Below are 14,705 nucleotides of genomic sequence, written 5' to 3'. Positions count from 1 at the left end.
GCGGGCAGGGACTGAACGGTCCCGCCCGCATTTTCCTCACCAGAACAACCACACCCGCGGTGACGTAACAACACCGCTTTCCATTCACTACTTCGAAGGAGCCTAGCCCCTCATGCGCCGCGAAGAATTTCCCGTCGGCCGACCCGACTGGGAGAACGTCATCATTGAGGAAGGCCTCACCTACAGCGTGGACGGCCCCCACGACACCGACCACTACTGGAACGAATACGCCGCCTACATTTTCAGCCCGCAAGAAATGGACTCTGTGCGCGCCCAGGCGGAAGAAATGCACCGCATGTGCCTGGAAACCGTCGAGTACATTGCCTCCGGCGCGTTTGGTACCCTCGGCCTGCCCCAGGCGGCGTTCAACCTCGCGGTTGAATCCTGGAACCGCCGCGACGCCGACTTCTACGGCCGCTTCGACTTCACCTACTCGGGTGTGCCCGGCGACCCGATGAAGCTGCTCGAATACAACGCCGACACCCCCACCGGCATCGTGGAGGCGGCAGTCAGTCAGAAAACCTGGGCGAAAGACCAGCGCCTCGACACCCGCGGCTACGCCCACTGGGGTGAAATCGGCGAAGCCTTCACCAACCGTTGGCGCCACATCTTCGCCCCCGAAATCACCGCGGGCGTGCAGCCCGTACTGCACCTGGCGCACGTGCCCCCCGAGATTGACGAGACCAACGAGGACTACAACAACCTCTGGCTCATCGCCTACTCGGCACAGCAGGCGGGCATCAAAACCCACATGATTCCCATCGACGAAGTCATCTTCAACGAAGACACCAAGAGCTGGGAAGACGCACAGGGACGGCGCATCACCAACCTCTTCAAGCTCTACCCCTGGGAAGACCTGGTCACCGACAGCGAAGCAGGCTACGACAAGCTCCTCTTCGCCTACCACGACTCCATGGACCGCTGGATCGAGCCGGCGTGGAAGATGTTCCTCTCCAATAAGCTGCTGCTCGCCGCGCTCTGGGATAAGTACCCCGGCCACCCGAACCTCGTACCCACCTACGCGGGTCACCGCGGCGGCATGCGCAACTGGGTTCGCAAGCCCCTCTTCGGACGCGAAGGCGACGGCGTAGAAATCTACGCCCCCGACTATGACGTCTTCATCAAGCCCGAAGATGACGACTTCTTCGCCAACGCCCCCGAAAGCGAATTCATCTATCAGGAGTACATCCCGGCACCGCGCTACGAAGGCATTATTAACCCGGTCAGCCACCCCATTCTCGGTGTGTGGGTGGTCGACGGACGCACCGTAGGCGTGGGCATCCGCGAATCAAACGGCGCGCTCACCGACTACTGGTGCCGTTTTGCCCCGCACCTGGTGGACCTGAACGACTCCACCGGCATGGGATTCGGCACCACCGACCCCGGCGCCGCAAACTTCGGATAGCCCCGAGAGCTAAAACTCGACAACGAAGCCCCCGCCTCAGCTATAAAGCTGAAGCGGGGGCTTCGTCCATAGAGCTCCTAATCAGAGGCTCCAGTTCAGAGACTCCAGAGATCCACTCAACGAGGAGCGAGCAGACTAGAGGCTACTCGTCGTCCTCATCGTCGTCATCCTCAGTGTCCAGAGGGAGCATCATCTCATCGGTCAGGGCGCGGCGCAGAGTATCCAGACCCACCGAACCGAGCAGAAGTGCACGCGTGTGGAACGCGCGCATGTCATCGCCACGGCGCACAGCCTGATCACGCAGTTCCAGCCAGAGGCGCTCGCCAATCTTGTAGCTCGGCGCCTGACCCGGCCAACCCAGGTAACGCAGGAACTCGAAACGCAGGTGACCCTCGGACTCGTCCAGGTTCAGCTTCAAGAACTCATAACCCAGCTCAGAGGTCCAGATGGTGCCCGGCTCAACGCCCAGCTGCTCAGCCCACTCCGCGGGAATCGGCATCTCGCAGTGAACACCAATATCGAAGACCACGCGGGCGGCGCGCATACGCTGAGCATTCAGCATGCCCATGCGGTCACCCGGATCCTTCAGGTAGCCCAGTTCCTCCATGAGGCGCTCGGCGTACAGTGCCCAGCCCTCACCGTGACCGGAAACCCACAGCATGTTTGTACGCCAGGAGTTCATGGTGCCCTGCAGAGCCGTAGCAATAGCGATCTGCAGGTGGTGGCCCGGAACGCCCTCGTGGTACACGGTGGAGGTTTCACGCCAGGTAGTGAACGTATCCTCACCCTCGGGAACCGACCACCACATGCGGCCCGGACGCGAGAAATCGGGGGAGGGGCCGGTGTAGTAAATACCGCCCTCGTTCGTGGGCGCAATGCAGCACTCAATGCGGCGCATGGGGCCGCCAATTTCAAAGTGGCTACCCGCCAGGTTCTCCACCGCGGCGTCGGCGAGCTTCTGCATCCACGCCTTCAGCTCATCGGTGCCGTGCAGCTGACGTGCCGGATCTTCATCGAGCAGCTGCTTCGCACGCTCAATGCTTGCGCCCGGCTCAATCTCCTCGGCAACCTCACGCTGACGAGCGATAATGCTCTCCAGCTCCTTCACGCCCCAAGCGTAGGTTTCGTCCAGGTCAATGGTGGTACCCAGGAACGAACGGGAGTGCAGGCTGTACGCCTTACGGCCCACAGCGTCGCGGGAGGGAGCGATCGGCTGCAGCTTCTCCACCAGGTAGCTGTTGAGGCGGCGGTAGCCTTCCTTTGCAGCCTCGGCACCTGCGGCAGCCTCATCCTTCAGCGCGGGGACAGCCTCGGCGACCTCAGTAGCCAACTCGTCAAAGAAACCACCGGGAGCGTAGTACGCGGCGGTCTGCTCAATGACAATATCCACCTGACGGCGCGGGGCGACCTTGCCCTCTTCACGAGCTGCCTCAAGGGTCTGGATGTAGCCCTCCAGCGCCTCGGTCACGCGGTGCATACGACCAATAATGTGCTCCCAGTCCTGCTGGGTGTTGCGCTTCATCAGGTCAAAGACCGAGCGCACTTCCTGCGGGACGGAGGCAATATTGTTCATCTGCCAGCCACCAAAGCCAGCCTTGTGCTGCTTGCGGTACAGGCTCAGGCGCTCCTGCAGAGCATCCAGGGTGACCAAGTCAACGTCATCAATAGGCAGGACGTTATCGACCTTCTTCAAAGTCTTCTTTGCAAGGCGCGCGAAAGCCTTCTCGCCGGCGGGCGAGTAGTCGGGGTACAGGGTCTCTACGCCCTTACGACCAAGCTCGGTTGCATGGACGGGGTTCAGGTCGAGGACCTTTTCAAAATATTCGTTAGCAATCTGATCGACGTCGGTCAGCGAGCGCTTCAATCGGTAGATGCTGGGAAGTTCCTGGTAAGTGCTCATGTTCATATCCTAACTCAGGGGTGTGCCTTCAACCACGATTTTCGGTGATATGGGTCGCTTAAACCGGCAATATTACGGGCTGAGCGGCACCGAACGCGAGGAAAACAGCTCATCTGTGGACAACTCACCGGGGCTCAGGCGCGAAAACGCCCCGGCTTTCTCCCTCCTGAACGTGCAGGAGAGGAAGACCGGGGCGTGCCCAAGATGGGCTACAAGCTACTAGCGGGGTAGGCTAGCCGGCGAAGTATTCGCCGTTGAGTTCCAGCAAGCCGTTCGTGCCCTCGACCACGCCGAGGCGGTGGGCAATGAGACGGTCCTGCAGCTCATCGCCGGACACTAAATCCACCAGAATGTTCGGGTACTTGGTCGAGCAGCGGATGAACTCGTCGTACGCCTCATCGCTGAACGGGGCGTTCGTGATGAAGGTGCCGAGCTGACCGCCGCGGGCGTGAATCGCAAGGAAGAACGCGGTAATATCCTGCGGCTGAACGCTCGCGGACAGCACGCCGTTAGCTGCCGGGCGCAGAGTACGAACATAGAATGCTCGCTCTTTTTCTCCGGTGGCGGGGGTTGCCACGCCGTCCACGCCTTGAGCCTCCAGAGCCTCCACGGTGTAGCCGCGCATCAGGAACAGATCGAAACCAATACGGCGGAAACGCTCCTCGGACACCTGCGCCAGGGCGGGCGCCAGAGCCTCACGACGGAAGACCTGACGGTAACGCTTCAGAGCCTCACGCACCTGGGCGGCAGCAACCTGCAGAGCGGCCGACGGCTCAGCAGCGGAAACAGCCGGAGCGGAAATAACCGACTGGGCGGGGGCAGTAGCGATCGGTGCAGCAGCGACCGGTGCAACCGGAACCTCAACCGGCACCTGAGCGGAGGTCGCCACCGGCGAACCAGCCGGACGCGCCAGCAACGCCGGAGAAGCACCCGGCACCGGAGCCAACGACTCACGCGAAGCACCCTCACGAGCCGCCAGGCGAGCCTGACGCTCCGCCGCACGCGCCTCCTTTGCCGCCTGAAGAGCCTCCTCACGAGCCTGCAGCTCAGCCGCAATATCCTGAGGCAGCTTGTGCTTGAGCGACTGCGGCGGCAGCGGCGCCATACGGGCAGTCACAGCCTCCGGAGCACCCTCCGGGAAGCGCTTCAGCAGTTCCTTGCCTGCCTCGCTCAGCTCATAACGCTCCGGGTTCTTACGGGAAGTACGACCGGTACCCTCACGCAGAGCGTTCAGGTAGCGCTCGCCCTTCAGCACGTGCATCGCCACCGAATAGCGGTTACGCAGACGCGGGGTCAGCTTGTAACGGTGCGGAGCGACCTCACCCTGCAGATACGGGATGTCCAGGGCGAGCTTCAGCTCATCGTAAATATCGTAGTAGGAGATGCGCGGGCTCTCCTCCACAAGCTTCAGAATCGGGTGAAGCAGCTGATGCGGGTACGGCAGAGCGTCCACAGCGGCAGGATCCAGCAGCGCCGAAGCCACCAGCTTCTGAATGCTCGGCTCAGCCATCTGCGCCAGGGCAGGCGCAAGCGCGGAACCCAACGAGTAGACGGTCTCACGCTCGGACAGGTAATGGTGGGCAATCAGCACATCGTAGATGTAATCCTGCGCGTCAATCTGCGCAAAATAGGGGTTTGAGGACGCCTGCTGAATGCGCTCGTCGCGGTCAAAGACCTGCTCCAGGCTCGGAAGGCTCAGCTCCACATCGGCGCCATGGTCGTTGAGGGTGTCGAGCAGAAGAACGCCCATATGAGTCAGCAGAGCATCGGTTGCGGAAATATCCTCGGCGGTAATCGAGGTGCCCTCATCCTTCACCGACGCCAGCACGGAGCTCAGCTCGCTCGCCGGCACGCCGGTCTCCTCGTGGCGGGTCACCAGTTCCTTCGCCGAAGGCGACAGCGAGTACAGAGTCAGCGGAGAATCCGTGTGCTCGTGAATCGTCTTGGTGCGCAGGTAGCCCTCACGGGTCAGCAGGCTCAGCGCCTGAGCAATCACCGGCTCAACAATGCGCTGCTCCAGGTACGACAGGCCGTACCAGCCCTGCACAAAACCGCACTCGCGCAGCACCAGCTCACGAATCTTCACGGGAGCCGCCGCGGGATAGGCCGGGGTAACACTCAGGACGATGGGCAGAAGCTCACGCACCGTAATATGCGAGAGCAGAACCGGGTAGAACTGCTTCAGGTAGTAGAGGTACACGCCGCTGAGGAGGGGCAGGACCGGCAGAAGAGCCTGCGCCTGCTGTTCCTTCGGGGTACCCAAAAGTTCACGGCCAGCCTCGCTGAGGGTGTAGTGCAGGTTGCCCGGATGCAGCTGGCTGAGGGACACCTCAAGATAGTCAGCGTTGACCAGCGCCGCAATGAGCTTATTGAGTGCCTCACGGAAGAGAACATTGTCACCGACCGCAATGAAACGCTGAGTCATGTTGAAACCCAGGTCCACACCTACGGGGGTGTACATATCGGGGAAGAAAACCTTTTCGCCACGGTCCTGAGCGCGCTCAAAGTGGCGGAGCAGGGAGAAAGCCGCCGCAACGCTGAGAGCGCGTGCTTCCTCGGGTAGGGCCTCCCACGAGGTTTCCTGCTGCAGAGAGTGCAATTCGGAATGGTCGATATGGAGCATTGTTTTATTCACAAAAGCCACGCCGGGCTCCTTATCTGGTGTTATTTATCGTGCGGGCATTCTTCATAAAGTGCAGTCATTCGAGCGGGAAAATATTCACACAATACTGGGCGACACCATCTTTATTTTTGGGTCGACACTTTGGTAACCCCTCATGAAGAAAAGTACGTGAAGAGAAGTAGGAACGGCAGATTTCTCAGACCCTCCCGCTCACGTACCGTCTTCAATGACGAACACTTCAGAAAAGAACGCTATAAATTAGGGTGAAGTGCTGATACCGTCACGGGTATATACACTTCGTGAAATAATGCGAAGAATATATAACGCATTACTCTCTCATTGTATCGGCTGGTTCAAGAAATAACCTAGATTTCTAAAACCAGCCGATATATGAAAATATCCTCATGGAAAAGTGAAAATACATTTAGTGAAATAACGTGGGAATGTGCAAAGAGCAGAGACGTTCAGAGTGAAACACTCACCCCAAAATACCCCCGGCTACTCCATGCCGCGGGCAAAATACTCCTCGTCAATGCGATAACCGCACTCGCCCTCACCATCAAGCACGCCCACACGGTGACGAATCATCAGCTCCACTAGCTGATGCTGATCAACCAGAGCAATATTGCGTGCCCCCGGCAAACCCTGCAAATACTCAGGCACCGGCTGCGCAAAAGCACCGCAAGTCACCAAAACACCCTGCAAACCGCCGTGCAGAAGCACCGCACCGGCAAGCTTCTGAATCTCGTTAGGAGTGACCTTCATGGTTCCGCAATAGTGCTTCACCTGAATATAAATCGGCGCGAAATCCAGACCATCAGAGTAGCGGGCAATCACATCCACGCCCTTATCGTCGGCGCCGCCGGTCACCTCGGTACTAAAACCGAGAGTCGTAAAAATATCGGCAACAATCTGCTCAAAATATTCCGGAGTCACCGCGTGAACATGCTGAATTAAATCCTGCGTAAAGTGCTCAGCAAATTCCGCCTGAGCATGAATAACCGGTGAATCGCTGGCACGCAAAATAATATCTAGAGGAGACTGACCCGCAGGCCACGACCCCGCAGAACCCGCAGAATTCAAAGCGTGTGCAAGATGCTCCGCACCGGTTGCCTCATGGGCGGAGGTGGTTTCCCCGGTATCGGTAGCAGGGAGGAACGGCTCCATACCGGTGACTGTATCACCATCGGAAGCACCAAAAATAAGGCGATGCTCCGCCTCCGCAGCCGCCAGGAGTGCATTCGCCTGCTTCTTGAGCTTCTTCGTCGTCCTCGCCGTCAGGCTCTGAGCGCACAGAGCCTGCACCTGCTTCACCACGCGCGGCGGCACCGAACCGTGCAGATGCGGGGTGCAGGTCAGCTCGGCACCCAGAGGAGTGAGCAGGTACTTCCTCTTCTCCCACGGGGTCAGGCGAGGCATCAACTGGGCATAACGAAGTGCCACCAAGATCTTCAGGGTGGTACGTACAGCCACCGCAAAATCGGTGGATTCAAGATTGGGTAGGTTCTTCTTCGACCCCAATGCCTTAGTCTGCTGCCGCAACTGCTCACTAACATAGGCGGCGGTGCGAGGTACAGTCTTCGACAAGCGCCGTAGCGTCGGCAACAGAAGCGCGATATAGACATCCGGTGGGGGCCTATGGTTTTTATTCAGCATCTTTGCCATGGTCCCTGCCAATTTATTAACACTAATGTGACGGTATATACATCGTAGCATCAGTACGTATCATCATGACTTTATCGTTTCTAATATGACAAAACCACAAGAATCAGCGCATTAGATGTTGAATAACGCAATATAAATCTTGAATTTGAGGCAAAACAATATATTCCCGCCACACCAACCGGCGTGACGGGAATATAAGAAGCAGAGTTGTCAGCTCGCGTTACCTGGGGCGAGCGCGCCTCCATGAACCGGGGCCCGGACGCAACGAAACACCCAGGCGCTGACCGCGGTTCAAGATGCGCGAAGCAGCACCCACCAGCGAGTTCTGCTCCTGCTTTGTGGCGTTCGCCTGCATCATCGCCACCACAGCGGTTAGGGCGGCAATCTCCTCCGGGGTGGGGGAGCCCTTAACCACCTTCAGTAGAGGCTCCTGCTCAGTGTCAGTATCTACCGAAGACTGAGCGGAGTCCTTCGCGGCGCTGGGTTCGGTAGCCGCGTGCGCAGAAGAACGTGCGGAGCTACGCTCAAGCTGCTCTGGGCTCTCAGCAGCCTCCGAACTGTCCTTCTTCTTGCCGAACGAGAAATAACTCAGCGGATTGTAGCCAGCCAAAGGCTCGCCTCCTTAGAAAACCTAAAATCCTGGGAATGCCCGCACCACAAATGGTGCGGGCACAACGGAAGCCTACAGCGGGATGTTGCCGTGCTTCTTTGCCGGGGTTGCCGCACGCTTATCGTGCAGGGCACGCAGCGAAGAAATGATGCGCACGCGAGTCTCGCTCGGGGCAATAACCTCGTCAATGTAACCCAGCTCAGCAGCCTGGTACGGGTTCAGCAGCTCTTCCTCATACTTGGCAATCAGCTCAGCGCGGCGAGCCTCAACATCGCCGCCCTCAGCTGCCAGAGCCGCCAGCTCACGACGGTACAGAATATTCACCGCACCCTGAGCACCCATCACACCAATCTGGGCGGTGGGCCAGGCCAGGTTGATGTCGGCGCCCAGCTTCTTCGAACCCATCACAATGTACGCACCGCCGTATGCCTTGCGGGTAATGACGGTGACCAGCGGAACGGTCGCCTCCGCGTAAGCGTAGAGCAGCTTAGCGCCGCGGCGAATAATACCGTTGAACTCCTGATCGGTACCGGGCAGGAAGCCGGGAACATCCACAAAAGTCAGAATCGGAATGTTGAACGCATCGCAATGGCGCACGAAGCGGGCAGCCTTCTCGGACGCAGAAATGTCCAGGCAGCCGGCGAACTGCATCGGCTGGTTCGCCACAATACCGACCGTACGGCCCTCAACGCGGGCGTAACCAATCATCACGTTCGGGGCGTACAGCGCCTGCATCTCCAGGAAGTGGCCGTCATCGACCACAGACTCAATGACCGCGCGCATGTCATAGGGCTGGTTCGCCGAATCCGGAATCAGGGTGTCCAGGTCCAGATCGTCAACGGTCACCACGGGCTCCTGGTCGTGCTCCAGGGGCAGGGGCTCGGCAAGGTTGTTCGAGGGCAGGAACTCCAGAAGCTCACGCACAAAATCGAACGCGTCTTCCTCGTCCTCAGCCAGGTAGGTGCTAGTACCGGTCACCGAGTTGTGCTGACGCGCACCGCCGAGGGTCTCCATGTCCACATCCTCACCGGTCACGGTCTTAATGACATCCGGGCCGGTAATGAACATGTGCGAAGTCTTATCCACCATGATGATGTAGTCAGTCAGAGCGGGGGAGTACGCGGCACCGCCAGCGCAGGGGCCCATGATGACAGAAATCTGCGGAACCACACCGGAGGCGCGCACGTTCATACGGAAAATATCGGCAAACATCGCCAGGGAAGCCACGCCCTCCTGAATGCGGGCGCCACCACCATCGTTAATGCCGATAACCGGGCAGCCGTTCTTCAGGGCGAACTTCTGCACCTTCACGATCTTCTCGCCGTTCACCTGCGAGAGGGAACCACCGTACACGGTGAAATCCTGAGAGTACACGGCAACCAGACGGCCATCCACGGTGCCGTAACCGGAGACCAAACCGTCACCCAGAGGCTTCTTCGCCTCCATGCCGAATGCGGTGGTGCGGTGGCGGGCGAGGGCGTCAAACTCAACGAAAGAACCCTCGTCCAGAAGCATATCGATGCGCTCGCGGGCGGTGTTCTTGCCGCGTGCGTGCTGCTTCTCGATAGCTGCCTCACCGCTGGGCGCGAAGCTGCGCTCTCGACGTGCATAAAAATCAGCGAGCTTACCGGCGGTGGTGCTCAAATCAAATTCCTGCTGGAGGTTCTCGGACATTATTCCTCGTTCCTGCTCCACCCGATTGTCGGGAGCCAGTGGTTGCGGTGATGGGGTGCTCAGGTGCTCTGAAGGGCACTCTTGAACAATGTGCATATCTTTCAACTATAGTGCGAACTAGCCCACATATGCCAGGTGAGAAGCCAGAATATCAACACTAGATACACTTTTATGCACTCAGTACCCAAGAAGGTGCATATAGTAAACGAAAAGTACGAAAGAGCGGCTCAAAAGAGCGCAGAAAACCCCCTCTCGCGCCGGCAATCTTTGTCGACGGAAAGGGGGTTTACGTTCAAGCTTTTCCAGCGTGAAGCGGTGCTCGACCTTAGATGGTGCCCAGAACCGGGTTCCACTCGGTCACGGTGTGAGACAGAACCGCGCCACCAATGTTCATCGGGTCGTTAGCCACGATCTTCTCGGCAGCCTCAGCGGAATCAACCTTTGCAATCAGCAGAGCGCCAGCGGGGGTCTCGCCGTCCAGCAGAGGACCGGAAACGATCAGGTTGCCCGCCTCAATCTGCGAACCAAGGTACTCGCGGTGAGCCGGGCGGTACTTCGCCTGCTCCTCGGGAGCTGCGTAAACGTAAGTAATTGCGTAATAAGCCATAGCGGTCTTCTTTCGAGCAGGGCGGAGGAACCTCCGCAGCCGGTCGGTGCTTGATGCACCCTCACTGTCTAATGTACCGTCTCGGGTACCGGGTGGGCATCACCGGCGGCAAGAAATTGATATGGTGAGAAATCAACGTGACTCGGCAGAAACTGGCTAATTATGGCGGCGAGTTGATAGCGGGTCGGCGTATCGCAGAGCTGATTCAGATAGCGCAGAAAGGCACATGCCATGGAGAGAAACACACACACCCAGAGCGACCATTCGGTTTTGGATGCTCCCCGCATCCGCACCACCGCGCTGGATATGGGCTACTCCAGTGTGAACCTCTACGATCAGGTGGATTCCACCACTACCCGTGCCCGCGAACTGCTCATGGACGGCACCGACCCCGAACGCGAACAGCTCGGTGAACTCTCCGTCTACGCCAGCCTCTACCAAAGTGCCGGACGCGGTCGCCTCGCCCGAGCCTGGACTGCCCCTCCCGGAGCCTGCCTCGCCGCGAGTATCGTGGTGCGCCCGCACGCCTCCGCAGACCCGCTCACCCGAGAGCTACCCGAAGGCAGCTACCACTGGATGACCCTCATCGCCGGGCTCAGTGTGGTCGATATTTGGCGCAGCTACGGCGTCGATGCCGCCCTCAAATGGCCCAATGACGTCATCGCGCAGGGTGCTAAGGGGTGCGGAATTCTCGCCCAGCTCGTTCCCGAAAGCGGCTCCACCGAGGGGCAGCGCAGCATCATTGTGGGCATCGGCCAGAACACGAACATGTCCGCCGACCAGCTACCCGTACCCACCGCCACGAGCCTGAGCCTGTGCACCGGTACTGTGATTGACTCCTCCGAGGTGCTCACCCGATTGCTGAGCATCTTCGCCCGCCGCTACCGCGCCTTCGTGCGCGCCGGCGGCGACCCGGAACGCCCCGACCCGCTCAACCCGGAGAGTATCAGCCTGCTCGATCAGGCGCGCGCCGCCACCGCAACCCTTGGAGCCAGCGTGCGCATGAGTCTGCCCGACGGAAGCACCGTAGAAGGCGTTGCCGAAGATATTGACGCGCAGGGGCGCATCCTGGTCCGCCGCGAGGACGGCGTACCGGAGCCCTACGCGGTCGGCGATATTGAGCACCTTCGCCCCGCCAACGGTAGCTACGGAGATTTTCAGCAGGCACACTAGAAGCAGCCCCTAAAATTTCAGCCCGGCACGGCTACACTCAACGAACCCGCACCACCTCAACCGGCGCCTCTAGCCGGAATATAACAACCAGCACAGCTAAGGACCACCATGCGTTTGCGCGGAAAACTCAACCCCGGTGAGCATGTCATCATTGCGACCCGACAGCACTACGGTGCCCTGCTGCCCACGCTTGCCTACCTGCTGGTTGCAATCGCCGCGTCAACCTTCGCCTCCACGGCACGGTCCTCACCGATTCTGTGGACTCTCGGCACAATCTGTGCGGTAGGTACCCTGCTCGGTGCCGTGCGCACCGCCTGGCGTTGGGCAACCACCTACTACCTGCTGACCACCCACCGGCTCGTGGTGCGCCGCGGCATCATGACCCGCAGCGGAGATGAGTCGCTCTACCTGGACTCCATGGGGGAGCGCTGGGCAAAACAACCCGGTCCGGGAGCCTGGCTGGGGTACGGGTCGGTGTACGTGGTGTGCCGCGGGGTGCACCACCGTCTGACCTACGTGCCCGATCCCAAGCGCTTTGAAAAAGAAATTAAAGCCGCCCGACGCGACTACTACGCCCTGCGCGCTCGCTATATTTAGGGCTTCATCGCCTCTGCGACCGAGTTGGGAGGGAACCGTCGGAGTGGCTCAGAGCCTAAACTCGCCGCTAAATCTGCCGAAAAAATGCGGACTAGAGTATTCTTAAATGTGAATTACTCCACTAAACTATCCTAGGGTGCGGGCGCTTTTGTGACCCAAACACCACAGCGGAGGGGTATATTAACAAGGCGCTACACGGTGAGCATCATCGCAGTGACGCAATGCGAAACCCGCAGAGCACAACGGTGTACCACGTAACCTAGCGCCACCACGGTATAAACCGGACAGTATTTTCCGGCAGGGATGAAAGGAGCGGCAGCGGCAATGAGCACGGCAGACCGCCATGAACCTGCGCACTCTCCGCAGGACACCGGCGCCACCATGGGCCCCGAAACCCAAATGCTCAACCTCAAAATCCTGCAGAATCTCGCGCAGAATAATATCTACCGCGACGAGGAATCCAAAGCAGGAATTCGCGCCCTCGAAAAGTCGCTCCTGGGACAGGGTCGCCGCTACACCCCCGTAGAAGCCGCAGAATGCGCCGGACTTCCCTTCGAAACCGCCCAGCGCATCTGGCACAACATGGGCTTCCCGACGATTCCCAACCACTCGCCCTACTTCACTGAAACAGACGTGCAGATGCTCGCCGACCTACAGAAGTTGGACGCAGAAGGCGACATCCGCATGGAATATGTGGCATCCCTCGTGCGCGCCGAAGGTCAACTGACCGACCGCACCGTCGCCTGGCAGATTGAGGCGCTCGTGCACAACATCATGGTCACCGAAAACCTCAGCGATAATGATGCCCGCCGCAAGCTTCTTAAAGACTTCCCACGCTACCTTGAGGTTCTCGAGCGTCTGGCGCTGTACGCATACCGCCGTCAGATGTACGCCGGAATCCTGCGCCTGGGATTGCGCGAAAACAACGTGACCACCTCCGGCCTCTCCCGCCTGCCCCTGGTGCGCGGCGTGGGATTCGTGGACCTGGTCTCCTACACCTCCCTGGTGCGTAACCTGGATGCAGCGGCACTTTCTCAGCTCATCAACCACTTTGAGCAGAGCTGTCTGGACGTTATCGCACCCCTGGGCGGCCGCATTATTAAGACCCTCGGTGACGAAGTTTTCTTCCTCACCGAAACTCCGGACGCTATCGCAGAGATTAGCCTGCGTCTGTCCGAAAAGATTGGTGCCGACCCGCAGCTGCCGGACTCCCGCGTCGCCTTCATCTGGGGCGAGGTCCTGGCTAACCGCGGTGATGTGTACGGCTCCAGCGTGAACCTGGCTGCTCGCCTGGTTTCCCTGGCTGAACCGGGTACCGTGCTGACCGATAATGAGACAGCAAACACGCTCCGACAGGTGGGAAATCGCTACAATCTCACCTCTCAGGGAACGCGAAATGTTAGAAGCTTTGGTAACGTAGACCCCGTGGCGGTGACTCGTCGCGTGAACTACACAATGGAGATAGACCTCTCATGACTGAACTGAAACTACGTACCGGTGGTGCAACGCACCGCGGCGCACATCGAGAAAATAACGAAGATTCGATGGTCGTCGCCGGTTCCCTTTGCGTGGTCGCGGACGGCATGGGAGGCCACGAGGCGGGCGAGGTTGCTTCGCGCCTGTGCGTGCGTCAGCTCGCCTACTCGCCCTTCTTCACCATGCCCGGTGGCCGTAGCGAAGAGGAACAGCAGGCCTACGTTGAGCGCCTGACCGCTATTGACGAGGAAGACCCCACCAAGCGCCGCCGCCGCGCGAACACCCTGCTCAACAACGAAATTGTGGGCACCCTCAACCGTCTGCACGACATCATTGGCGAAACCAATGAGGAGATTAAGCAGGCGCTTTCCCGCTCCGGCGGTACGACTGTGACGGGTGCCTGGCTGACTCGCATTGGCGACCGTAACCTGTGGGTTATCTTCAACGTGGGTGACTCCCGCACCTACCGCCTGTTGCGTGAGGACGAGGGTATTCACCACTCCGCCATGGAGAAGCTGCCCGGTTCCGAGGGCTCCGCCTCGCTGGAGCAGGTCACTAGCGACCACTCCGAGGTGCAGTACCTGGTCGATGAAGGTCAGATTACCGCCCTGGAGGCGCTGACCCACCCGCGCCGCAACGTGATTACCCGTGCGCTGGGTACCGGTAACTACTGGGAACCGGACTTCTGGGTTCTGCCCGCTCGTCCGGGTGACCGCCTGATGCTCTGCTCCGATGGCCTTTCCGGTGAGCTTTCGCACGAGTACATGGCGCGTGTGCTCACTTCGATTCGCCACCCGCAGGATGCCGCTGACGTTCTTCAGCATGAGGCGCTGCGCTCGGGAGGCCGTGACAACATTACCGTGATTGTTGCCGACACTGTCGAAGCCTAAACTTCATACCTGTTGATTCACCCCCAATTTCTATGGGTGCTCATGCGAGTGCCTGTAGGAGGCGGGGGTGAACTGCATCCGCGTA

At 59.5% G+C, this 14,705-nt stretch carries 11 protein-coding genes; 5 read left to right on the top strand and 6 right to left on the bottom strand.

The genetic code is table 11. The annotated features are described in order from the left end of the window. Positions 1 to 112 precede the first annotated feature (112 nt). On the top strand, positions 113 to 1,405 hold the full coding sequence (locus ROTMU0001_RS06755) for a glutathionylspermidine synthase family protein (protein ID WP_005508865.1): 1,293 nt from the start codon (positions 113 to 115) through the stop codon (positions 1,403 to 1,405). Positions 1,406 to 1,547: 142 nt separating this feature from the next. On the opposite strand, the gene ROTMU0001_RS06750 is transcribed toward ROTMU0001_RS06755, so the two are convergent. From ROTMU0001_RS06750 to ROTMU0001_RS06725, 6 genes are all read right to left on the bottom strand, one after another. Next, a complete protein-coding gene (locus ROTMU0001_RS06750) occupies positions 1,548 to 3,305 on the bottom strand; it encodes a DUF885 domain-containing protein (protein ID WP_005508864.1) in 1,758 nt (585 codons plus the stop codon). Positions 3,306 to 3,537: 232 nt separating this feature from the next. Then, the gene (locus ROTMU0001_RS06745; RefSeq protein ID WP_005508862.1) at positions 3,538 to 5,949 is read right to left on the bottom strand and encodes a restriction endonuclease; all 2,412 of its coding nucleotides are present in this window, start codon (positions 5,947 to 5,949) and stop codon (positions 3,538 to 3,540) included. 477 nt (positions 5,950 to 6,426) lie between these two features. After that, positions 6,427 to 7,515, bottom strand: coding sequence for a restriction endonuclease (locus tag ROTMU0001_RS06740; RefSeq protein ID WP_005508861.1), 1,089 nt, complete (start codon positions 7,513 to 7,515; stop codon positions 6,427 to 6,429). Between the two features lie 298 nt (positions 7,516 to 7,813). Then, positions 7,814 to 8,203, bottom strand: a complete 390-nt coding sequence (locus ROTMU0001_RS06735; protein ID WP_005508860.1) for an acyl-CoA carboxylase subunit epsilon — start codon at positions 8,201 to 8,203, stop codon at positions 7,814 to 7,816. Between the two features lie 72 nt (positions 8,204 to 8,275). Further along, entirely contained in the window at positions 8,276 to 9,877 is a 1,602-nt protein-coding gene (locus tag ROTMU0001_RS06730) for an acyl-CoA carboxylase subunit beta (protein WP_005508859.1), read from the bottom strand. 325 nt (positions 9,878 to 10,202) lie between these two features. Then, the gene (locus tag ROTMU0001_RS06725; RefSeq protein ID WP_005508857.1) at positions 10,203 to 10,484 is read right to left on the bottom strand and encodes a YciI family protein; all 282 of its coding nucleotides are present in this window, start codon (positions 10,482 to 10,484) and stop codon (positions 10,203 to 10,205) included. 231 nt (positions 10,485 to 10,715) lie between these two features. On the opposite strand from ROTMU0001_RS06725, the gene ROTMU0001_RS06720 reads away from it, so the two are divergent. The 4 genes from ROTMU0001_RS06720 to ROTMU0001_RS06705 all read left to right on the top strand — a co-directional run bounded on the left by ROTMU0001_RS06720 (position 10,716) and on the right by ROTMU0001_RS06705 (position 14,620). Further along, positions 10,716 to 11,657, top strand: a complete 942-nt coding sequence (locus ROTMU0001_RS06720; RefSeq protein WP_005508854.1) for a biotin--[acetyl-CoA-carboxylase] ligase — start codon at positions 10,716 to 10,718, stop codon at positions 11,655 to 11,657. Between the two features lie 108 nt (positions 11,658 to 11,765). Continuing rightward, on the top strand, positions 11,766 to 12,254 hold the full coding sequence (locus ROTMU0001_RS06715; protein ID WP_005508853.1) for a hypothetical protein: 489 nt from the start codon (positions 11,766 to 11,768) through the stop codon (positions 12,252 to 12,254). 324 nt (positions 12,255 to 12,578) lie between these two features. Next, a complete protein-coding gene (locus ROTMU0001_RS06710) occupies positions 12,579 to 13,730 on the top strand; it encodes an adenylate/guanylate cyclase domain-containing protein (protein WP_005508852.1) in 1,152 nt (383 codons plus the stop codon). Continuing rightward, positions 13,727 to 14,620, top strand: a complete 894-nt coding sequence (locus tag ROTMU0001_RS06705; RefSeq protein ID WP_005508850.1) for a PP2C family protein-serine/threonine phosphatase — start codon at positions 13,727 to 13,729, stop codon at positions 14,618 to 14,620. Before ROTMU0001_RS06710 ends, ROTMU0001_RS06705 begins: the two co-directional genes overlap by 4 nt. Positions 14,621 to 14,705: the final 85 nt, after the last annotated feature.

The sequence above is a fragment of the Rothia mucilaginosa ATCC 25296 genome (assembly GCF_000175615.1).
Taxonomy (GTDB): domain Bacteria; phylum Actinomycetota; class Actinomycetes; order Actinomycetales; family Micrococcaceae; genus Rothia; species Rothia mucilaginosa.
This window is presented reverse-complemented; position numbering and strand designations above follow the sequence as displayed.

Bases quoted from the DNA above. Each gene is read 5' to 3' on its own strand.
- ROTMU0001_RS06755 (WP_005508865.1), top strand. From the start codon at position 113: ATGCGCCGCGAAGAATTTCCCGTCGGCCGACCCGACTGGGAGAACGTC.
- ROTMU0001_RS06750 (WP_005508864.1), bottom strand. From the start codon at position 3,305: ATGAGCACTTACCAGGAACTTCCCAGCATCTACCGATTGAAGCGCTCG.
- ROTMU0001_RS06730 (WP_005508859.1), bottom strand. From the start codon at position 9,877: ATGTCCGAGAACCTCCAGCAGGAATTTGATTTGAGCACCACCGCCGGT.
- ROTMU0001_RS06725 (WP_005508857.1), bottom strand. From the start codon at position 10,484: ATGGCTTATTACGCAATTACTTACGTTTACGCAGCTCCCGAGGAGCAG.
- ROTMU0001_RS06720 (WP_005508854.1), top strand. From the start codon at position 10,716: ATGGAGAGAAACACACACACCCAGAGCGACCATTCGGTTTTGGATGCT.
- ROTMU0001_RS06715 (WP_005508853.1), top strand. From the start codon at position 11,766: ATGCGTTTGCGCGGAAAACTCAACCCCGGTGAGCATGTCATCATTGCG.
- ROTMU0001_RS06710 (WP_005508852.1), top strand. From the start codon at position 12,579: ATGAGCACGGCAGACCGCCATGAACCTGCGCACTCTCCGCAGGACACC.
- ROTMU0001_RS06705 (WP_005508850.1), top strand. From the start codon at position 13,727: ATGACTGAACTGAAACTACGTACCGGTGGTGCAACGCACCGCGGCGCA.